Here is a 20,718-nt window from a genome sequence, read left to right on the forward strand (position 1 = left end):
CCATCTCGATACGCTGGCGATCCACACGCCGGTCAGAGCGATCCGACGACCGGCGCGATTATGACGCGCCGATCTATCAGACATCGACCTACGTGCAGGCCGCACCGGCCGAGCGTTCGAGAGCTGAATACAGCCGCACCGACAACCCGACCCGCTCGGCTGCAAAGAGTGCGTCGCGGCCATCGGGGCAGTAAGTTCGGGCTGGCGTTCGCCAGCGGGCTGGCCGCCATCGACACGATCGGCGCGCCTGTTCAGCCCCGGCGATCACATAATCTCGTCGGGGATGACGTGTACGGCGGCGTTTCGCTTGTTCGAGAGAGTCCTCGCGCGTTACGGCCTGACGTTCAGCTGGGTCGACCTGACCGATCTGGATGCGGTGAAAGCGGCGTTTACCCCGGCGACCCGCCTGCTGTGGCTGGAGACGCCGACCAATCCGATGCTGCGCCTTGCCCGATATCGCCCGCGCTGGCCGCGCCGTGCCCCTTCGAGCGCGTGCTGGTGGCCGTCGACAACACGTTTTGCAGCCCCGTCATCCAACAGCCCTGCTGCTGGGTGCGGGACACATCGTGATACGCCAGCACGAAGTATCTTGGGGCCACTCCGACGTGGTTGGCGGCGTGGTCGCGTTCAACGACCCGGAGATTTACGCCCAACTGAAGTTTCTGCAGAACGCCATCGGCGCGGTGCGGGGGCCGCTGGTAACGGTTCCTCACCCTGCGCGGCATCAAGACCCTCGGCGTACGCATCGAACGGCACAGCAGCAACGCCACCGCCGTCGCGCGCATGCTCGAAGACCACCCTGCCGTCCGGCAGGTCATCTACCCCGGCCTCGACAGCCACCCCCAGTACGCACTGGCACAGCGCCAAATGCGCCTCCCCGGCGGCATGATCTCGGTGATCCTGCGACACCGCCGAACAGGCGCATCGCCTCGTCACGCGGACGAAGCTGTTGCCCGCACTCGCCGAGTCGCTGGGCGGCGTGAGCTTGATCGAGCACCGCGTACAGCAGGACTCACGCCAGCACCGCCGACAGCGACATCGCCGTGCCCCCCGCAGTTGGTGCGCCTGAGCGTCGGCATCAGAACGTCGACGACCTGATCGACGACTTGCGGACGGCGCTGGCCGACTGACAACCGTTGAAGCGGACTTGCCTTAACGCCTTGTTGAAGTGTTGACAACGTCACGCTAAAATTCCGCTGGTCCAGTCGGGGTAGGAACGAAAGCTCACGCCAGACAACTATCTTGGCCATCTCGGTTATCTCTAAAGCGAGGACCTCTTGTACGAATCCAAACGACAAGGGGCGCGTACGCTGCTCTTGACCGAGGAGAAGCTCAAGGACGAGTGGCCGCGGGACGCTGTCGACGATGTTCCAGATGCCCAATCTCAGCAACGGCTCCCGGACGTTCCACGCGGTATCGTATCTGGCGCGGACACCAGAAGATCGACGCAATCATCCCGCTGGACGAGTACGACGTCGAAATGGCGGCGATCCTGCGCGAACATCTACGTTTGCGCGGCATGGGGCCACAACCAGACCAAGAACTTTCGCGACAAGCTGGCGATGCGAGAAGTCACGTCGCGCGCCGGGCTGCGCGTGCCGGAGTCCGTCGGCGTCATCAACCACGAGGACATCCACGCGTATACCGACCATGTCCCGCCGCCGTGGGTGCTCAGCCGCGCTGGAAGCCGGCGCGATGGGCATCAAGCGCGTGGCGAACAAGGACGAACTGTGGTGGTTCATCAACGAATTGGGCGATCAAGCCTCGTTCCGCGTTATGGAGCAGTACGTCCCGGGCGACGTGTAACACGCCGACGCGCTCACGGTGAACGGCGAAACGATCTTCGTCAACGTGTCGTTACGGCAGGCCGCCGCTCGCCAGCCATGACGGCGGCGTATTCACGACCTACACGCTGCCGGCCAGCGACCCGGACGCCGAAGCCATCATCCGCTGAATCGTCCGGTGATCGAGGCGTTAGGGCAAAGCCATGGCCCGACCCATGCAAAGTTCATCAAGGGTCACGCCGACGGCGAGTTCTAGTTTGCCCGGAGATCGCCGCCCGTGTCGGCGGCGCGCACATTACCGACCTCGTCGCCGCGACGACCGGGCGTAAACCTGTGGGCAGAGTGGGCAAGGCTGGAAATCGCCACCGCGCGGCGAACCGTACAGCCTTCCCCGCTCAAGAACCTGCACGGCACGCTTTTGGTTTGCCTCGCCAAGCAGGAATGGCCGGACCTCAACACCTATAACGCGCCGGAAGTGGTCTGGCGCATCCACAAGTCGCACCACGCGGGGGTTGATCATCGCCGGTGAAGAACGCGACACGATCGACGCCCTGCGCGCCGAGTACGGCGAGCGTTTCGTTCGGGATTTCCTCGCCGTCGCACCGGCGCGCGAAAGCCATCTCGACGCCTAGCATGCCCGTGTATTGCCGACCTGATCCGAACGCCCGCCCGTGGATCACGCTGCCTGCCGGACAGCCCCGCTAATGCCCGTCCTGACGCCCTCGCTGCGACCGACGCCGGAGCGGGTCGGCGCACTGAGCGACTTTACCGGCACGGGCGTAACCATCGCGGTGATCGACAGCGGCTTTTATGCGCATCCCGACCTGCGCGGGCGCATCCGCGTCCACGTGGACGCCACGACCGACGACATCGTCGAGTCGCAGAGTGTGTCCAAGTCGCCGGCATATAGCTGGCACGGCATGATGACCAGCGTGATTTGCGCCGGGGACGGATGGCGCAGCGGCGGGAAGTACCGCGGCATCGCCAGCGGCGCCGAGCTTGTGCTGGTCAAGATCAGCAGTCCCAAGAACGAGGTCAAAGAGGTCGACATACAGCGCGGGCTGGAGTGGGTGCTGGCCAATCACCGCCGCTACCACATCCGGGTCGTGAACCTGTCGGTCGGCGGCGACTTCGTCAGCTACGACGGCCAACATCCACTGCATCTGGTAATCCGCACGCTGACGCAGGAAGGCGTGATCGTGGTCGCGGCCGCCGGCAACCGCCCGGTGAATCACCTGCTGCCGCCCGCCTCGTCGGCCGAAGCCATTACCGTAGGCGGGCTGGACGACAACAACACCGACGACCGCAGCGAATGGCGCTTGTACGGCCACAACAGCGGGCTGGCCTACGACGGCTCGGACAAGCCGGATCTGGTCGCGCCGGCGCGTTGGATCGCATCGCCGATCATGCCAAGCACGCCGGTCGCGTGGGAGGCGTTCTGGATTGGTCCGCTGCTGGAGAATTCAGCGAAACATCCGATCCGCCAGCTCATGGAGTCTGGAAGCGCCGACAGGGGCCTGACCAAGCTGTTCGGCCAACCATACAGCCCAACTTGCTGAGCACGCTGCAGGCGCGCGCTTACGAACATAAACTCATCGACGCGTACCACCAGCACGTCGACGGCACATCGGTCGCCACGCCGATTGTGACGTCGGTGATCGCGCAGATGCTCGAAGTCAATGCGGAACTGTCGCCGGCGCAGGTCAAAGCCGTGCTCAAGCGGACAGCTCAGGTGCTGGAGGATCGCGAATCAACCCGGCAGGGGGGCCGGGTGCTCGATGCCGCCGCTGCAGTGCGCATGGTGCGCGCTGGCGGCTTAGGGGAAACGATCACTATGACCGCGAATACCACCGCTGGTACAGTCCGTCGCTCCAGCGGGACATGGAACTGCTCATTTTCGGACATGCCGGCGCGCGGGTACTCGTATTTCCCACCAGCCGCGGCAAGTATTACGAGTGGAAGACCGCGGCATGTGGAGCAAGCTGTCGTGGTTCATCGACAATGGACACTTGCAGTTCTACTGCGTCGACAGCGTCGACGGCGAAAGTTGGTACAACCGTCATGCGCATCCGGGCCAGCGCGCGTGGCGGCAGACGCAGTATGACAACTACCTGTATAACGAGGTCGTGCCGCTGTCGCGCAGCAAGAACCCGAATCCGTTCATGATCACGCTGGGGCGAGCTTCGGCGCGTACCACGCGATGAACCGGCCTCAAGCACCCGGACGCGGTCGGGCGTATCCTCGGCCTGAGCGGGATTTACGACATCAGCTACTGGACGGACGGCTGGAATGGCGAGCACGTCTACCTCAACAACCTGACGTGGTACATCCCCGGCGAGAACGACCCGCGCCGGATCGCCATGCTGCAGCAGCTCGACATCATCATGGTAGCCGGCAGCGACGACCCGCTGCTCGATCGTTCCCGGACGATGAGCCGCGTGCCGTGGTCGAAGGGCATCGGCAACGCCCTGCGCGAGTGGAACGGCTGGAATCACGACTGGGGCTACTGGGAGCAGATGATCCGCGCGTACATCGGCGGACACGACTAGACGCAACCCGGGCTGCCGCACGCTGTGTGAGCGGCCTTGCTAAACGAAGAGAAGGCTCGCATCGAGCCGGGAGCGTGAACTATGGCAGAACCGTTGAAGATTGGATTGTTTGTCGGGCGCGAGTGGTCGTTTCCGCCCGCGTTCATCGAAGAGGTCAACAAGCGGAACGAGGGCGTGGTCGCCGAGTTCATGAACATCGGCGGGACGCGCATGAACGAAGCGGTGCCGTACCGCGTCATCATCGACCGCATCAGCCACGAAGTGCCGTATTACCGGTCGTTCCTCAAGAACGCGGCGCTGCAAGGTGAAGGTCGTCAACGACCCATTCATGTGGTCGTCCGACGACAAGTTCTTCGACGCCAGCCTCGCCGACCAGTTGGGCGTGGCGCATCCGAAGACGGTCGTGCTGCCCAACCACAGCTACGTCCCCGGCATCGTGCCGAACGAGAGCCTGCGCAACCTGACCTACCCGCTCGACTGGTATACGCTGGTCGAGTACGTCGGCGGCTTCCCGGTGATCCTCAAGGATGCCCACGGCGGCGGCTGGCAGGACGTGTACGTGGCGCACAGCATGGAAGAGCTGTGGCACTACTACAACCAGTCCGGCCTGCTGACGATGGTCTTGCAGGAGTACATCACGTGGGACAACTACGCGCGCGTGATGTGCCTCGGCCAAAATGACATCTACGTGATGAAGTACAAGCCCGGCCGCCACGGCGCGGGCCGCTACTTCGAAGAGCACGACTTCTCGCGCGAGCTGTACGACCGCATCGTGCGCGACAGCATCGCGCTGGTCGAGGCGCTCGGCTACGACATGAACACGGTCGAGTTCGCCATCCGCGACGGCATCCCGTACGCCATCGACTTTATGAACCCGGCGCCGGACATGGACATCAATTCGCTCGGCAAGAAGCACTTCGAGTGGATGGTGACGCACATGGCCGATATGTGCATTCGGCTGGCCAAGTCGGACGCGTCGACCGGATCGCGCTACGTGTGGTACGAAAAGGCGAATAACGCCCGGAGCAAATAGCCATGATTCAGCAGGCCATCCAGCACTACCACGATCTGCTCGTCGGCGGCCTTGCTGAAGAGACGCACCAACAGCTCATGGAGTGGCAGCGCGAGCGCCGCCTGTACTTTGGCGCCGTGCCGGTCTGCCGCGTGCTGCGCCCGCACTTCTATAACGTCGAGGCGTGGGAGTACCTGCGCGAGCGCACGGCGCTGGTGCTGAGCGCCTTCCGCAAGGCGCACGACGCCGCGATGAACGACGTGAAGCTGCGCGAGCAGCTCGACCTCGAGCCGTACGAGGAGGAGATGCTGCACGTCGACAAAGACGCGCGCATCGACACGCCGTGGACGTCCTCGCGGCTCGACTCGTTCTTCCGGCCCGAGACCGGCTACCTCAAGTTCGTCGAGTACAACGCGGAGACTCCGGCCGGCATCGGCTATGGCGACACGCTGACCGGCGTGTTCGAAGACCTGCCGGTGTTCCACCGCTTCCAGCAGCGCTACCGCGTTCAGCCGACGCGCGGCATGAGCCACCTGCTAGAGTGCATCCTGCGCGGGTACCGCGAGTGGGGCGGCCATGACCGTCCGCAGATCGCCGTGCTGGATTGGGCCAACGTGCCGACCCGCAACGAGCACTACATGAGCGCCGAGTACTTCGAGTCGCACGGCTATACGTCGATCGTGACCGAGCCGGAGGCGCTCGAATACCGCGACGGCGGGCTGTATCAGGGTGACTTCAAGGTCGACATCATCTACAAGCGCGTGCTGTGCACCGAGTTGATCCACCAGCTCGGCATGCAGCACGACGTGGTGCGCGCGGTGCGCGACGGCGCGGTGTTCATCACCAACTCGTTCAGCGCCAAGCTGCTGGCGAAGAAGGCGTCGCTGGCGGTGTTGAGCGACGAGACCAACGCGCACCTGTTCTCCCCGCGCGAGCTGGACGCCGTCCATGCGCACATCCCGTGGACGCGCCGCGTGCAGGATCGCAAGACGACCTACGAGGGGCAGGAGGTCGACCTGCTGGAGTGGGTGGCCGACAACCGGCACAAGCTGGTGATCAAGCCCAACGACGAGTACGGCGGCAGCGGAGTCATCATTGGCTGGGAGGTCGACAGCGACCGCTGGAACGCGGCGATCGGGCACGCCATGACGACCCCGCACGTGGTGCAGGAGCGCGTGCAGACCATCGAGCGCGACTACGCGGCGATGATCGACGGCCGGCTCGACATCAGCAAGCGGTACGTGGACGCCGACCCGTACGCCTACTACGGCGAGCGCATCGAGGGCTGCCTGACGCGCCTGTCCGGCACGGCCCTGCTCAACGTCACCGCCGGCACCGGCTCGGTCGTGCCGGTGTTCGTGATTGAGGAAGCCGGGGCGTAGAGACGCCGAACGTCTCCGCCCGAAACACCAACCTGCCGACGATGAGGGTGGCCGAACGCTGCGCGCCGTGGGCTCGCGGAAGAAGTTTGCCGCGGGGGGCCGGGGGCTCGGCGGGGTGGTTACCATGGAGATAACTACGAAAGCATGCCAGGAAACACAAGATGCGCAATGTGTCCCACATCGTCAATTGGAGTTGATGCGAAACAAGGCGAGTTTACGTGTCGTATCTCGGTTTCATTCCGGTATTTCCCCTCAGGTGTCAGTCGCTTGTTTCGGTATACGTCTGGATTGTTGATCGCCACTACCAGCTCTATGAACTGCCACGGTGAGGGAAGTCTGGATACAACCAACCTAGAATATGGAAAACTACTTAGGTGAAGATGACAGTCGTGATGAAGCACACCTCGACCTTGGTCAGGTGCGTAATCGATCCTCATGTAACCAACGAGTCGACTGTAACCACCTGCTGTGACTGCAATATCATACTCGTTAATCAACGCCAGAAGTGCAGTTCGATCTTCATTGCTCATCTTTGAACTAGAAGCGGTTTCAAAAATTGAGCGGTAACGGTACACTGGTGGGATGAGCCGACATGACGTGACTGACCAACAGTGGGAAATTCTGGAGCCGTTGATCCCTAAGCAGAAGCCGGGGCGCGGGCGACCGCGTGCGGATGATCGCCGTACGCTGAACGGCATTCTGTTCGTCCTGAAGACGGGCTGCCAATGGAAAGATATGCCCGAAGAGTTCGGCGACCATGTGACGTGCTGGCGGCGGCTGGATCGCTGGCAGCGGGACGGGACGTGGGAGCGGATCTGGCGGGCGCTGCTGGGGCAACTGGATGCGCAAGGCAAGTTGGAATGGACCGAAGCGTTTCTGGATGGGAGTTTCACCCCCGCTAAAAAGGGGGCTCCGGCGTCGGAACGACGAAGGTCGGCAAAGGCAGTCAAGTGATGCTGGTGGTAGAAGGACATGGGTTGCCAATTGGGGTGGTGGTGGAAAGCGCCACGCCTCACGAAGTCACGTTGGCGCAAGCCGTGATTGATGACGTTATGGTGCCCCGTGCGAAGCGCAAACCCCGGCGTCGCCCGCGCGCGCTGGGCGCTGACAAAGGGTTCGACAGCCGACGTCTGCGGGCCGCCTTGCGCCGGCGAGGGATCCGGCCCCGGATCCCGCAGCGCAAACGTGCCGAGGGCCACCGACCGCGGCGCGGTCGGCCGCAGGCGCCGTTGGGACGCACCCGGCGTTGGGTTGTCGAACGCACCTTCGCGTGGATGGACAACTGCCGTCGGCTGGTCGTGCGCTACGAGCGCAAGCTGGAAAACTTCAAAGCGTTCTGTCTGGTTGCCTTTATCCAATGGTCCCTCAACCGGCTACTGCGGCCTGTTGCCGCCATCGCCCCGTATTATTGAAATAGGCTCTAGTGTTTCCATCGCGGACTGTAGTTGAGTTATGTGGCGACTCAGCGTCGTATGCAGCCTCAATCGATATTTGCCTGAGTTTGCCTGAAGAATCTTGAAGCTCGACACCTCTGTCGCTACTTGGCCACGTCGGCGTATCAACTTCTTCGCGGGTGTCGATCAAGCTGAAATAACCGAGGCTTGCACTGACAATTTCTTTACCTCTTCGATCGAACCTATAGTGGACGCGTACCGCCGCGCCGCCTTCGAATTGAAACGAGAATTGCCGCCTGTTAACCATCTCAGCCAAGGCATCTTCAGTCGGAATTTCTGAGATAAGCTCGGAGGATCGCTGATTCCATGTTAGTTCGACGAAATCACCGAACTGACGAACTACAAAATTCTGGTTGATGGTGTGTGGCGACCAGAACTGATAGGCCGCGCTAAGCGACGCATACACTTGCTTAAGGTTCATCGTCTAGCTCATCCATGAGTTTCTTCAGTTCCTTCACGGATGACGGATCTTCTTCCATTGCCGCGAGGATTGCTCGTTTATTCAGGTTTCGTAACTTTGTCAAGGCGCTGGCGGCATCAGCTTTCTCTCTCCTCCTTTTCTTTGTTCCCGCATCTAGTCGGCGCTGAATTTCATTCATATCTGGAAATACAAATCTGAAGTAAGGCTGATCACCCAAGATGTTGTTGATCTCCTTGGTTGCCACCTCCATCTTCTTTCCAATCCCTGTAATCCTCACCCAAGCTTTGGAACGCGAAATGGCCGCGAACGCTTGATTACGAATTCCAGGTTCGTCGACGAAGTCGTATAGAAACTCGAAGTTCATAACGTAAATGACATCTGCCTCGTTTCCTTTCGCCCTGAAGACTGTGGTTAAAGTGACGTATCCGGGTTCCGCAAAGGCATCACTGCTATTGAGGACCCCGGGTATGGTTGAGGGAATTGCAAACTCCAACAAACGCGACTGAAGGTTTGAGAGGTTACTGCGGACAACGTCCCGGCGTGGATTCAGTGAAATCACTACGATCTTTTCTGGTGCTACGCCTTCGTCTCGCACATCGCGCCGGATTGAATCGGCTATCCAGGCAAGTTCACTCTCACGATCGTCGAAGCTTCTTGCCACGATGAGGTGCTGCGTTCCTGTGTATATCTCTGAAATTCGGTTTGGGCTGTTCTCTGCAGGTCGAAATATCTCGACCTTGTTACCCTTTTCAAGGATCCCAGTCACTTCATAACCTATTGCCTCCCACGACTCCCTACGCCCAAGCATCTGAACGCAATCTCCATCGGGATTGTAGATCCCCAATCCGATCGCATGAGCAAGCATGAGCACTTCTTGCGGGCAGCGATATGACTTATAAAGCACCAACCTTGATTGCTAGTTGAGGTCGTCCATGCGGCGGTCGCTAGAATGGTTGTCGCCAAACAAAGCCACGAGGCGAGCCAACCGCATGGACGAGACCTACATTGTAACCGCATATGTCGTGTTGGATGACGTGCTGAAAGTGATGAACTACCGGGACGATGTGCGAGCGACGGTGAGCGCGGCGGAGGTGCTGACGGTGGCGGTGGTGGCGGCGCGGTACTTCCAAAACCACCATGAACGGGCCTTGTGCGTATTGCAGCGGATCGGCGCGCTGCCGGGCTGAGCGTCTCGCGGTTCAACCGCAAACTGCACCGTCTGAGCCAGCACATCGGTCACCTGCTGAGCGTCTTGATGGAGGTGCTGCAGGCGGGGGAGGTGTTCATCATCGACAGCATGCCGGTGCCGGTCTGCAAGCGGGTGCGGGCGAGACGCTGTCGCAAGCTGCAGGGCAAGCGCTACTTCGGCCACTGTGCGGCCAAGGACGAAACCTTCTTCGGCTGGCGCTTGCATCTGGTGTGCAGCAGTGACGGCCTGCCAGTGGCTTTCGACGTCATGCCAGCCGCTTGGCACGACCTGACCGGGGTCCAATGGCTCACCGCCGAGCTCGCGGCCGGCTCGACCGTCGTGGGCGACAAGGGCTACAACAGCGACCTGGATGAAACGTTGTGCGACTACTACGGCGCTATTCTGCTGCTGCCCAAACGACGCAAGAACATGGTCCAGGATGTCCCCGAACATCGGGCGCTGCTGCGCCGTTTCCGTCCGGTCATCAGGACGGTTCACAGCCAGCTCGAGAAGATGGGCGTTCAGCGACTCCATGCGCGCACCAATCTCGGCCTGTTTCTCAAGCTGTACGCTTCGCTGCTCGCCTTGCTCTTTAATCCGTTTGTCTAGCAATCAAGGTAGCACCAGATCCTTTTCGATACCGCTTGGATAGTCCTGATCATCAAGCACTACTAGAGGATTGCCACTGTCATCTACTCCAAAGCGTTCCTCAGGAGTCGGAATATCAAGTGCTATCAAGCTTTGTAACTCGTCATATGCCCACGTAATCGGGTGAGGCTCTGTCGTAAGTCGATAAAGCAACTGGAAAAACTCGTTCGGCATGTCTTGTGCCTCATCGACTAATACATAGTCATACACAGGGACAATCGGGCGCTTCAATGCATCGATACAACATGCCCTGAATGGATCTGAGTAGTTCAATTGCCTAGCTTCATCCAAAGTCATCGGTTTGACGCCCTGACGAGCGCTCAAGTCAGAGTAAACGCCTGGCCGAGTATCGCCGCCCCACGAATGCCTAATATGAACTTGGCTCCAGTCGGGATCTTCCTTGCTATGAACCCTATAGAAGTGTGTAATCAAGGATCTAGCCTGGTTATACAGGCTTCTTGTATGAAAAGTGAAAAGCACTTTTCGATCAGGGAAGTGCAGATGAATATTGGCTACCTTCATAGCGAGAAGGACGGTTTTTCCGGTGCCCGCAAGACCGCGAATCTGCTGGGGACCCGGTGCAATCTGTAGCGCTGCCTTCTCTTGCTCATCATCAAGAAGGGCTATCTCCCTGTCAAGCAGCCTAATAGCGTCACTCAATCGATCAGCGCGCAAAGATGTATTACTGGAGGGCTTCGTCAGTGGTGTGACACCTTGCATTATGGCACGGGCTCGGCGCCAGTAATCCTCGGTAAGTTCTACCTCGAGGCTATGCAAGACAGTTGAAACATCGCCATCCGACCAAATCACCAGTGCGTCTGTAAGGATATCGCCGAACTTTCCACGAAAATCTTGGGCGGAAATCAATGGTAGAGCCAATACTGCTCGAGGTCGCAGGATATCTCTGAGATACCGATCCTCTCCAAAAAGCGATTGCAGCTTGAACGCGAAGTCTTCCAGTTCCAATAGCGGAGCTTCTATCTGCGAATCGTTTACTTGCCATTCCTCTTTTGTTGCTTGTGCGATTTCTTCCAGCCTAAATGGGAGACACCGTATGGCAACAGGGTTGAACTTTGTTAGCAAGAGAGTCAATTCTGCGAATACACCTGTGTTTACCTTGATTGCTAGACAAACGGATTAAAGAGCAAGGCGAGCAGCGAAGCGTACAGCTTGAGAAACAGGCCGAGATTGGTGCGCGCATGGGTCGCTGAACGCCCATCTTCTCGAGCTGGCTGTGAACCGTCTCGATGACCGGACGGAAACGGCGCAGCAGCGCCCGATGTTCGGGGACATCCTGGACCATGTTCTTGCGTCGTTTGGGCAGCAGCAGAATAGCGCCGTAGTAGTCGCACAACGTTTCATCCAGGTCGCTGTTGTAGCCCTTGTCGCCCACGACGGTCGAGCCGGCCGCGAGCTCGGCGGTGAGCCATTGGACCCCGGTCAGGTCGTGCCAAGCGGCTGGCATGACGTCGAAAGCCACTGGCAGGCCGTCACTGCTGCACACCAGATGCAAGCGCCAGCCGAAGAAGGTTTCGTCCTTGGCCGCACAGTGGCCGAAGTAGCGCTTGCCCTGCAGCTTGCGACAGCGTCTCGCCCGCACCCGCTTGCAGACCGGCACCGGCATGCTGTCGATGATGAACACCTCCCCCGCCTGCAGCACCTCCATCAAGACGCTCAGCAGGTGACCGATGTGCTGGCTCAGACGGTGCAGTTTGCGGTTGAACCGCGAGACGCTCAGCCCCGGCAGCGCGCCGATCCGCTGCAATACGCACAAGGCCCGTTCATGGTGGTTTTGGAAGTACCGCGCCGCCACCACCGCCACCGTCAGCACCTCCGCCGCGCTCACCGTCGCTCGCACATCGTCCCGGTAGTTCATCACTTTCAGCACGTCATCCAACACGACATATGCGGTTACAATGTAGGTCTCGTCCATGCGGTTGGCTCGCCTCGTGGCTTTGTTTGGCGACAACCATTCTAGCGACCGCCGCATGGACGACCTCAACTAGCAATCAAGGTTGTGTTTATCTTTATCACGGGATGTTTGTAATAACAGACACCATCGACATGGGATAACTTTTCCGAAATCCAGCGCAAGACGGTCCGAGCCGCGCTGTCTTGCTCGAAAGTGTGAAGTGCGGATAGAAACTCGATCATGCGCCCCAAGTCCTATTGAGACTCGACTATCACGGTATTCTACATGAAACATGACTCTCACGGTCACATTGTATGGGTCTGTAACAAAGATTGAGAGTCTTGTTGACCCCACCCTCACGGCGGGTCAAGCGGAAGCACCTCCAGCTTGACGCTCTTGTCGGCGAACATGTGGAACACGAAGAAGCGCTTGTCCGGGTGCAGGCGCTTACACTCGTTCATCGCCTCGATGATGAGCTGCAGGTTCTTCGGGTCGTCGTCGCTCATGCCGAACTGGTGCGGCAAGCTCGGGCCGTGCGTCCCCAGCCCGACCTCCACCGACCGGATAATCGCCAGCTTCTTCAGTGCCGGGATGGTGTAGTGCAGGTTCTCGTCGCCCAGTTCGAGCCGCGCCGGGATGTGGCTCACCGGGTAGATGGTCAGGTAGTTCGGCTCCGCGGCGATGAACCCGGCCTCCTTCAGCACGCGAATCCCTGCCCGGATCACGTTGGGGTGGTGGCCGCGCGCGGTGATGATCGACAGGGGCCGGCCCTTGGCGCAGGCGTGCTCGAAGAATTCCCACGACGGCGCCTGCCACTCGTCCGGCGGCTTGGTCTCGATCACATGCCGGATATCCGCGACGAAGTGCTGTTGATCGGGCGACTCGAGCTGCTCGTCCGGGATGTCGCGGAAGTGCTGATACGACCCTTCGAAGACGGCGTAGTCCTGCCACTCGCCCGGCACGCCCAACCGTGACGCGATCTGGGCGTATTGGCCGGTGCTCACGCGCTCGATCGCGCCGGTCATCGTGTTCTGAACGAGGATCGACGTATCGAGATACATGACGTTGTCGTCAAAGTCGAAAAAGTAGAAGCTCTGCGCCTGTCCGGTGGTCATGGGTCTGCGTCCTGCTGCTGTCGCGCGACTCCTCTAGCATACCGCGGGGTTGTCGGCTCAGGCCGACGGCGCGCGGAACTGGAGCGCGTTCACCTTGCGGCCGATGCAGCGCCCGTGTTCGAGGCCCAGCTCGATGGCGGCGCGGTAGTGGATGCCGCCGTACAGCCGCGAGATCGCCGCTTCCTCGGCCATCTCGGAGAACGACCGGTAATCGCGCGCCGGCAGTCCGCGGGCATCGTGCGTGTGGTCGGTGAAACGGTACTCGTCGCCGAACAGGCCGGCCAACACGACCGCCGCCGCGCCGGACTGCACCGAATGTCCGGACGGGTACTCGGGGAACGGCGGCGTGTTGACGATCGACATCCATTCCGGGTCGATCAGCTCGCGGATCACGGTGATCGGCCGAATGAGATGGTAGATGTACTTGGCGTTCCAGCAGCCGATGAACGCGTCGGCCACGGCGATCCCCATGCGGGCGTAGGCCTCGGCGGCCACGTCCAGCGACGCGCCTTCCTGCCGCAGCACCTGTGTCAGCACCGAGATCGAATGGCCGGGCGGGGTGGCGGTCACGCCGGGATCGTCCGACCAGAACTCGGCGATGGCGGTCTGCTCGTCGGTCAGCGCCATCGACACGTCGTAGACCTCGCGCACCTCGGCGAGGAACGCAGTCGATCCCTGCTCGGCATACGGCGCATCGACCCTGCATTCTGCGCCGGACTCGAGCGCGAACGACCGGTTGTCGCCCCAATAGGGCTGCATGGCGGGCTGCGGATTGCCACCGCGGCGCGGCGTCGGCACCCACATCGTCAACCCGACCGGGCGCACGTAGTCGGCTGGGAAGTTGAGCATGTAGCCCTCGTGGCCGCCGTCGGTCATCGACCAGTCATAGATTGCGCGCGCCACCAGCGTGCCGTGCACGGCGGAACGAATCGCGGTGTCGAGGTCGGTCTGCGCGGCGAGCGTGTTGTTGGTCTCCGCCTCCAGCGCGTTGATCGCCGCTTTTCCGGCGTCGGTCGCGTTGGGGAACATCAAGCGTGAGATTTCGGCCAGCGCGGCGTTGGCGACGATCCCCCAGTGCAGCGGCCGATCCGCGGCGGGCTGCGGCACCCCGGTGAATCCGTTGAGCTGACCGACCAGCGACTGATAGCCGGGCATGCCGGCCACCAGCGACTCATACAGCGCCACGCCGGAATACCCGAACGCCCGCGAGGCCACCGGCGGGGTGAAGCCGGGGCTCGTCCGCACCAGCTCAAGCTGCAGGTCGAACCATGCGGTCGCTACGTCGGCGGGCTGGTCGGCGGCCATCTGCGCGGGCGGCTGCGCGGCGACGGGCAGCACAGCGACAGTCAGCAGGAGGAGCGCTAACAGCGCAAAAGCCCGGACACTGCGGACAAGGATCAGCATTCTGATTCGAGCGTTCATCACTCACTCCCCGTCATCGTGACCACGCGATCACGAGCGGGCAGGATACGCCTCTGCCCACCTGCAGAATGTACTGCATACACCCCCTTCCTTGCATTCAGGTCGGCGTACGCGTCGTGCGATACCGGCTATACCAGCCCGCCTCTCCCCACCAAACACTGACCCCTGACCGCGCGGATGGGGTGTGCTACAATGCTTCTATCCGTTTTTCGACCCGTGGGCCTAAATGTCCGGCCTACGTGGTGACAGTCGCAAGGACAGGCAAACGCGAATGACCATCACCAAAGAGCAAAAGCAGACGATCATCGCCGATTTCGCCGTTAAGGAAGGCGATACCGGTTCGCCGCAGGTGCAAATCGCCCTGCTCAGCACGCGCATCTCTCAGCTGACCGAGCACCTCAAGATCCACAAGCACGACAATCATTCGCGCCGGGGTCTGCTCAAGCTGGTCGGCGAGCGCCGCAGCCACCTGAACTATCTGGCCCGCAAGGATCCTGAAGCCTACCGCGAGATCCTCGGGAAGTTGGGGCTGCGTAAGTAAGTGTTGGAAGTAGGGTCTGAGACGTCATCCGGAACGACCGCAGCGGCGATCAGATCCTTTTTCTGTTTTGGTCATGGAGTGCCCGGCATTGCAGGCATTGGAGAATGCCGCTAACGCACTGCGTTAGCCGTATCTTCCAATCCCTGACTGCCGGGCCTCTTGCTATCCCAAGGGGGAAAATCGAGACATGGTAGATCTACAAGTCAAGACCGCCAAGCGCTTCACCGCGCTCATCGGCGGCGAGGAAATCGTGTTGGAGACCGGCAAGCTGGCCGAACAGGCCGGCGGTGCGGTCACCATTCAGCTCGGCGACACGCTCATCTTTGCGTCCGCCACCATGGGCAAGAACCCGCGCGAGGGGATCGACTTCTTCCCGCTCAGCGTGGACTTCGAGGAGAAGCTGTACGCCGCCGGGCGCATCCCGGGGAGCTTTTTCCGCCGCGAAGGCCGCCCGTCCGAATCGGCAATTCTCACCAGCCGCGTCATCGACCGGCCTCTGCGCCCGCTGTTCCCGGACGACCTGCGCAACGAAGTGCAGGTCATCCTCATGCCGCTGTCGCATGATCAGGAACATCAGGCGGACATGCTCGGCATCGTCGCCGCGAGCGCCGCGCTGACGATCAGCGACGTGCCGTTTGACGGCCCGGTCGCCGGCGTCCGAATTGGCTGCGTCGACGGGGAGCTGGTCGTCAATCCGACCCTCAGCCAGATGGCCAACAGCACGCTCGACCTGCGCGTGGCCGGCACCGCCGACGCGATCAACATGGTCGAGTGCGGCGCGCAGGAGATCGACGAAGACACGATGCTGCGCGCGCTGGCGCTGGCGCATGAGACGATTCAGCCGCTGATCGAGATCCAGAAGGCGATGGCCGAGGCGGTCGGCAAGCCCAAGCGGGCCTATACGCCGGCCGTCATCAAGAAGGAACTGTTCGAGGAGATCGCCGGTAAGGCGCGCCTCAAGCTGCGTGACATCCTCACCAACATCACCGACCGCACCGAACGTAACGATGCCGTCGACGCGCTGCAAGCGTCGCTGGTCGCCGAGTACGAAGCAAACAACGCCGCGCTGGTCAACGGCGCCGAGCCTGTCACGGTCAAGGACATCGCGAAGGCGATGGACGACCTGATGTACGAGGAGGTCCGCCGCCGAATCGTGGACGACGGCGTGCGCCCGGATGGCCGCGACACGGTCACCATCCGCCCGCTGTCGGCGGAGGTCGGCTTACTGCCGCGCGTGCACGGCTCCGGCCTGTTCGCCCGCGGCCAGACTCAGGTGCTCAGCATCGCCACGCTCGGAACCCCGGGCGACGCGCAAGAGCTCGACAACGTCGCGCCTGAAGCCAACAAGCGCTACATGCACCATTACAACTTCCCGCCCTACTCGACCGGCGAGGCCTACCCGCTGCGCGGCACCAAGCGCCGCGAAGTCGGGCACGGTGCGCTGGCCGAGACGGCGCTGCGCTACATGATCCCCGAGGAAGACGTGTTCCCCTACACCATCCGCGTCGTCAGCGAGGTAATGAGCAGCAACGGCTCGACCTCGATGGCGTCGGTGTGCGGCAGCACGCTCGCGCTGATGGACGCCGGTGTGCCGCTCAAGCGGCCGGTCGCCGGTATCGCCATGGGCCTCATCAAGGAAGGCGACAAGGTCGCCGTCCTGACCGACATTCAGGGCCTTGAGGATCACCTCGGCGACATGGACTTCAAGGTGGCCGGCACCGATCAGGGCATCACCGCCTTGCAGATGGATATCAAAATCAAGGGCGTCACGCACGACGTGATGAAGCAGGCGCTGGCGCAGGCCAAAGACGCGCGCATGACGATCTTGGAAGTCATCAAGAGCGCCATCCCCGAGCCGCGCGCCAAGCTGAGCGACTACGCGCCGCGCATGGAGACGGTCAAGATCGACGTCGACAAGATCGGCGCGGTGATCGGGCCGGGCGGCAAGATGATCCGCGGCCTGCAGGAGAAGCACGGCGTCAAGATCGACATTCAAGACGACGGCACGGTGTTCGTCTCCGGCCAGAATGGCGCCGGCGTGGACAATGCGCTTGAGGAAATCCGCGGCATGACCGAATCGGCCGTGCTGGGGCGCATCTACACCGGGCGCGTCACCCGCATCGAGAGCTACGGCTGCTTCGTGGAAATCCTGCCGGGCAAAGAAGGCATGGTGCACATCAGCCAGCTGGCCGACTACCGCGTCAACAAGGTTGAGGACGAGGTCGCGATTGGCGACGAGATCATGGTGATGGTCACCGACGTCGATCCGGGCGGCAAGGTCCGTCTGAGCCGGCAGGCCGTGCTGGAAGGCTGGACGCTGGAAGAAGCGCAGTCGAAGGACAGTCGTCCGCGCGGTGGGGGCGGCGGCGACCGGCGCGGCGGCGGGGATCGCCGGGGCGGTGGCGACCGCGGCGGATACCGTGGCGGTGGCGATCGCGGGGGTGATCGCGGCGGCGGCGGATACCGCGGCGGCTGATCTCAATCCCAAGCCAAACAAGTAACGAACCGGCGTGCGGACGATCCGCACGCCGGTTTTCGATTGCACTATTTCGCCTCGCGACTCAATGCACTCAGAAAGTCCGCCGGCGAAATCACATGGAGATTCCCGTAGCGATCCAGCGCCTGAAGATCTCGATCACCCGAGACGAGATATTCGACCCGTGCCGAGACGGCGCACTCGACAAGCATCACATCTTTGGGATCTCGAAGTGCTGCGATCTTCATGGACACCGGTTCAACGACACGGCACGTCGACTGCCACAGCCTGACTACGTCCGATGGGGTTCGACCAATAGAAGCGAACTTAGCCGCAAACTTCTTGCGTGTCAGAACGTCTTCCAACTCAAGCAGAATCGGAACAGAGGTATAGGAGATAACACGGCCTGTCAACACGCCGTCAATGACTTCAGCGGACGTCCCAGTCCAGAGCAATCCCGATACGACAACGTTCGTATCGATGACCGCCGTGGTCATCGCGCTAAACGCTCTGCGCGCGCCCTTTCGAGTTCTGCTTCGATCTCGGATTCCGAAAGTTCAGGCGGAGCGGCGCGAAGCACTTCAACAAGGCTGCGCAGCTCGCTTTGAGCCGACTGCCGCTTCAATTCATGCTGTATGTAGGCGGCAAACGACTCGGCATCGAGCAATCCGGCGGCGCGCGCCTCCTCTGCGAGCTCTTTCGGCAAGGTCAACATGATCTGAACGTCGGTCATCCGCATAGATCCTCTATCTTCGTGTTTTCAGTATACTGCCAAAGGCCTTGTTGCGGCCCCTCCCGCCAGCAGGCTTTCGCCCTCTGGACTTGAACCTTAGCCCCGAGTCTCCCCCTCTCCATGGCCTTGGCGAGGTGAGGTTTCGTGGCTACCCATCCGCGGTGACGATCACCGGATTCTGACCGTCGGTCATGATGAGGAACGAGCCGCAGTTGCGCGGGAGCTGCGCGACCAGCGCTTCGAGCAGATGCCGGTCGCCGGAGACGGTGAACAGCATCTCGGTTTGGCCGCGCAGGCGCGCGTCGATGCGCAGCGCCTCGTGCGCGCCGTCCATCACCGCGAGCGACCACGACTTGCCGGACTTGTCCTGTACCATGCGCCGGACGGGCTCGTCCAGCCGGTCGAACGCCGCACGCACCTCGTCGGCGGTCGGGTAACGGCCCAGCCGGACGCCGTCCGGGACAGGCCCGCCGAGGAACGCGGTGAACTGCGCGCCGCGCATCTCATCGCTCAAGGGCACAAGTTGGTGAAGTTGGGACATGAAAAACTCCGGACACTCGCCAGCAACGGGAGTATACGCGATCAGAACCGAAACGTCCCTGACTCTCGCGACAAAGTGATGTGTGCCTCGCCACGACATCGAGTCGCGGCAAATCTGCGAAAACGGGGCGATTTCAAGACGCAAACATAGCACATCTGTTATATGATTCATGGGTATGACGAGGGAGGAGATTGAGATGGGTCAGCCGGCGAAGAAGTCAGGCAAGAAAGCGCAGGGATTCACGGCGGAAGAACGTGCCGCAATGAAGGAACGCGCTCGAGAGTTGAAGGCGGCCGCGCAGCGGGCAGACGGCGAGCAAGACGTGCTCGATAAGATCGCGGAGATGCCGGAACCGGAGCGCGGTATGGCCGAGCGACTCCATGCGCTCATCAAGGCCAGCGCGCCGGTGCTCGTGCCGCGAACGTGGTACGGTCAGCCTGCCTACACCAAGGATGACAAAGTCGTGTGCTTCTTCCAGAGCGCGCAGAAGTTCAATACGCGATATGCGACGCTCGGATTCACCGACGCGGCAAACCTCGACGAGGGCGCCTTTTGGCCGGTCGCGTTCGGACTCAAGGAGTTGACTCCAGCAATAGAGAAGCAGATCAGCGAACTGGTAAAGAAAGCAGTGAGTTGAGGACCGGGCACGGTCCAGCTAGTTCGGCGGGATGTGGACCTCGCACGGGGACGACGTACAGGTCGCCAACACGATGTCGTCGCGCTCGACCGTGAAACCGGCAGGCCAGAAGATCACCGAGGGGCCAACCTCGAACAGTGCATACAGCCGATCCCCGGCGCACTCCGGCGGCGGATTGCGGCGGCCCACCGACGCATCGCGCAAGCGCAGGCATTGGCCGTCCGGCAGGGTCTCGTGTACCGGTCCCCAGTCCTCGGCGCGCCAGCGCGTGCTTCGATCGCTGAGGGCGCGGAAGCGGACGCGCGCCAAAGACATCCGTGCGCCGCTTTCATTGACGACGTTAAACGCGTCCTGATCCCAGATCAGCACGGCGTTGGGCGGCAGGGTCGCGCCTTCGACCGTTGGCGGGATCGTCTCACCGGTCACGGGCGTCACGGGGAGGACAGGCAGCGACGTCACCGCAGCGACGGGTTGATTCGTCGGAACGTCCGTCGGAACATCTGTCGGTGCGGTAGTCGGTTCTAGCGGCGGATCGGTCGGCGCCAGAAGTGGCGACGGCTCGTATGTCGGGCTGGAAACCGCGGCAGCGGCGACGGTCGGCGTGGGTATTTCGCCGTCGTTGTCCATCAGCGCAGGAATGATCCCCACTACTGCTACCACAATCGAGATCATGCCGGTGATCAGCGCGGCGATGATCTGCGGATGGCCGAAGACACGCGCCGGCGGCGCAGGCTGCTGTGTCATCGGCGGCACCGGATCGTGCGGCACGGGCGTGCCGGACGGCGGTGTGGGTGGTTCAATAGACGGTGGCAGGGGATCGCTCATCGAGAGTGCCTTGACCGCCCAGTGGCGGTCGGACATACGCGGATGCTCGTATTGTAGCGACGTGCGAGCTCGCAGAT

Annotated in this window: 23 protein-coding genes and 2 pseudogenes; 14 read left to right on the forward strand and 11 right to left on the reverse strand. The window is 61.6% G+C overall.

Going from position 1 to position 20,718, the window contains the following annotated elements; all coding sequences use genetic code 11:
• Positions 1–60 precede the first annotated feature (60 nt).
• From IPM16_15320 to IPM16_15340, 5 genes and pseudogenes are all read left to right on the forward strand, one after another.
• A pseudogene (locus IPM16_15320) lies at positions 61–1,130 on the forward strand (PLP-dependent transferase).
• A gap of 520 nt (positions 1,131–1,650) precedes the next feature.
• Positions 1,651–1,806, forward strand: coding sequence for a hypothetical protein (locus tag IPM16_15325; GenBank protein MBK9124470.1), 156 nt, complete (start codon positions 1,651–1,653; stop codon positions 1,804–1,806).
• 255 nt (positions 1,807–2,061) lie between these two features.
• Positions 2,062–2,313 (forward strand): hypothetical protein, encoded by a 252-nt coding sequence (locus IPM16_15330; protein ID MBK9124471.1) that lies wholly within the window; start codon positions 2,062–2,064, stop codon positions 2,311–2,313.
• A gap of 175 nt (positions 2,314–2,488) precedes the next feature.
• Positions 2,489–3,343 carry a S8 family serine peptidase gene (locus IPM16_15335; GenBank protein ID MBK9124472.1) on the forward strand — a complete coding sequence of 285 codons (855 nt, stop codon included), beginning with the start codon at positions 2,489–2,491 and terminating at the stop codon, positions 3,341–3,343.
• Positions 3,344–3,665: 322 nt separating this feature from the next.
• Positions 3,666–4,333 (forward strand): annotated as a pseudogene (locus tag IPM16_15340) (esterase).
• Between the two features lie 39 nt (positions 4,334–4,372).
• Here IPM16_15340 and IPM16_15345 read toward each other — a convergent pair.
• Entirely contained in the window at positions 4,373–4,651 is a 279-nt protein-coding gene (locus IPM16_15345) for a hypothetical protein (GenBank protein ID MBK9124473.1), read from the reverse strand.
• A gap of 10 nt (positions 4,652–4,661) precedes the next feature.
• Between IPM16_15345 and IPM16_15350 the strand changes: the two genes are divergently transcribed.
• From IPM16_15350 to IPM16_15365, 4 genes are all read left to right on the forward strand, one after another.
• A complete protein-coding gene (locus IPM16_15350) occupies positions 4,662–5,366 on the forward strand; it encodes a hypothetical protein (protein MBK9124474.1) in 705 nt (234 codons plus the stop codon).
• A gap of 2 nt (positions 5,367–5,368) precedes the next feature.
• A complete protein-coding gene (locus IPM16_15355) occupies positions 5,369–6,727 on the forward strand; it encodes a circularly permuted type 2 ATP-grasp protein (protein MBK9124475.1) in 1,359 nt (452 codons plus the stop codon).
• A gap of 597 nt (positions 6,728–7,324) precedes the next feature.
• Positions 7,325–7,681 (forward strand): IS5 family transposase, encoded by a 357-nt coding sequence (locus tag IPM16_15360; GenBank protein MBK9124476.1) that lies wholly within the window; start codon positions 7,325–7,327, stop codon positions 7,679–7,681.
• Complete coding sequence (locus IPM16_15365) at positions 7,681–8,139, forward strand: transposase (GenBank protein ID MBK9124477.1); 459 nt, start codon at positions 7,681–7,683, stop codon at positions 8,137–8,139. The genes IPM16_15360 and IPM16_15365 overlap by 1 nt, the downstream gene beginning before the upstream one ends.
• On the opposite strand, the gene IPM16_15370 is transcribed toward IPM16_15365, so the two are convergent.
• On the reverse strand, positions 8,093–8,602 hold the full coding sequence (locus tag IPM16_15370) for a hypothetical protein (GenBank protein ID MBK9124478.1): 510 nt from the start codon (positions 8,600–8,602) through the stop codon (positions 8,093–8,095). The genes IPM16_15365 and IPM16_15370 overlap by 47 nt on opposite strands.
• Positions 8,592–9,467: an ATP-binding domain-containing protein gene (locus tag IPM16_15375; GenBank protein MBK9124479.1), complete on the reverse strand. Its 876-nt coding sequence runs from the start codon at positions 9,465–9,467 to the stop codon at positions 8,592–8,594. The genes IPM16_15370 and IPM16_15375 overlap by 11 nt, the downstream gene beginning before the upstream one ends.
• A 124-nt stretch (positions 9,468–9,591) precedes the next feature.
• On the opposite strand from IPM16_15375, the gene IPM16_15380 reads away from it, so the two are divergent.
• Positions 9,592–9,789 (forward strand): hypothetical protein, encoded by a 198-nt coding sequence (locus IPM16_15380; protein ID MBK9124480.1) that lies wholly within the window; start codon positions 9,592–9,594, stop codon positions 9,787–9,789.
• Positions 9,753–10,400 carry an IS982 family transposase gene (locus IPM16_15385; protein ID MBK9124481.1) on the forward strand — a complete coding sequence of 216 codons (648 nt, stop codon included), beginning with the start codon at positions 9,753–9,755 and terminating at the stop codon, positions 10,398–10,400. The genes IPM16_15380 and IPM16_15385 overlap by 37 nt, the downstream gene beginning before the upstream one ends.
• A 3-nt stretch (positions 10,401–10,403) precedes the next feature.
• On the opposite strand, the gene IPM16_15390 is transcribed toward IPM16_15385, so the two are convergent.
• From IPM16_15390 to IPM16_15405, 4 genes are all read right to left on the reverse strand, one after another.
• Complete coding sequence (locus IPM16_15390) at positions 10,404–11,405, reverse strand: DEAD/DEAH box helicase family protein (protein ID MBK9124482.1); 1,002 nt, start codon at positions 11,403–11,405, stop codon at positions 10,404–10,406.
• Between the two features lie 70 nt (positions 11,406–11,475).
• A complete protein-coding gene (locus IPM16_15395) occupies positions 11,476–12,372 on the reverse strand; it encodes an IS982 family transposase (protein ID MBK9124483.1) in 897 nt (298 codons plus the stop codon).
• Between the two features lie 335 nt (positions 12,373–12,707).
• Positions 12,708–13,466 (reverse strand): hypothetical protein, encoded by a 759-nt coding sequence (locus IPM16_15400; GenBank protein MBK9124484.1) that lies wholly within the window; start codon positions 13,464–13,466, stop codon positions 12,708–12,710.
• A gap of 57 nt (positions 13,467–13,523) precedes the next feature.
• Positions 13,524–14,888: a vanadium-dependent haloperoxidase gene (locus tag IPM16_15405; protein ID MBK9124485.1), complete on the reverse strand. Its 1,365-nt coding sequence runs from the start codon at positions 14,886–14,888 to the stop codon at positions 13,524–13,526.
• Positions 14,889–15,159: 271 nt separating this feature from the next.
• On the opposite strand from IPM16_15405, the gene rpsO reads away from it, so the two are divergent.
• Positions 15,160–15,429, forward strand: coding sequence for a 30S ribosomal protein S15 (gene rpsO / locus IPM16_15410; protein MBK9124486.1), 270 nt, complete (start codon positions 15,160–15,162; stop codon positions 15,427–15,429).
• A 187-nt stretch (positions 15,430–15,616) separates the two neighbouring features.
• Positions 15,617–17,905: a polyribonucleotide nucleotidyltransferase gene (locus IPM16_15415; GenBank protein ID MBK9124487.1), complete on the forward strand. Its 2,289-nt coding sequence runs from the start codon at positions 15,617–15,619 to the stop codon at positions 17,903–17,905.
• A gap of 68 nt (positions 17,906–17,973) precedes the next feature.
• On the opposite strand, the gene IPM16_15420 is transcribed toward IPM16_15415, so the two are convergent.
• The 3 genes from IPM16_15420 to IPM16_15430 form a co-directional block, all read right to left on the reverse strand.
• A complete protein-coding gene (locus tag IPM16_15420; GenBank protein MBK9124488.1) occupies positions 17,974–18,402 on the reverse strand; it encodes a putative toxin-antitoxin system toxin component, PIN family in 429 nt (142 codons plus the stop codon).
• The gene (locus tag IPM16_15425; GenBank protein MBK9124489.1) at positions 18,399–18,638 is read right to left on the reverse strand and encodes a hypothetical protein; all 240 of its coding nucleotides are present in this window, start codon (positions 18,636–18,638) and stop codon (positions 18,399–18,401) included. The genes IPM16_15420 and IPM16_15425 overlap by 4 nt, the downstream gene beginning before the upstream one ends.
• 148 nt (positions 18,639–18,786) lie before the next feature.
• On the reverse strand, positions 18,787–19,179 hold the full coding sequence (locus tag IPM16_15430; protein MBK9124490.1) for a hypothetical protein: 393 nt from the start codon (positions 19,177–19,179) through the stop codon (positions 18,787–18,789).
• 175 nt (positions 19,180–19,354) lie between these two features.
• Between IPM16_15430 and IPM16_15435 the strand changes: the two genes are divergently transcribed.
• Positions 19,355–19,816, forward strand: coding sequence for a DUF1801 domain-containing protein (locus IPM16_15435; GenBank protein MBK9124491.1), 462 nt, complete (start codon positions 19,355–19,357; stop codon positions 19,814–19,816).
• Between the two features lie 18 nt (positions 19,817–19,834).
• Here the strand turns inward: IPM16_15435 and IPM16_15440 are convergent, their stop codons facing one another.
• A complete protein-coding gene (locus IPM16_15440) occupies positions 19,835–20,677 on the reverse strand; it encodes a hypothetical protein (protein MBK9124492.1) in 843 nt (280 codons plus the stop codon).
• Positions 20,678–20,718 lie beyond the last annotated feature (41 nt).

Source organism: Candidatus Flexicrinis affinis (assembly GCA_016716525.1).
In the GTDB taxonomy this organism is placed as follows: Bacteria; Chloroflexota; Anaerolineae; order Aggregatilineales; family Phototrophicaceae; genus Flexicrinis; species Flexicrinis affinis.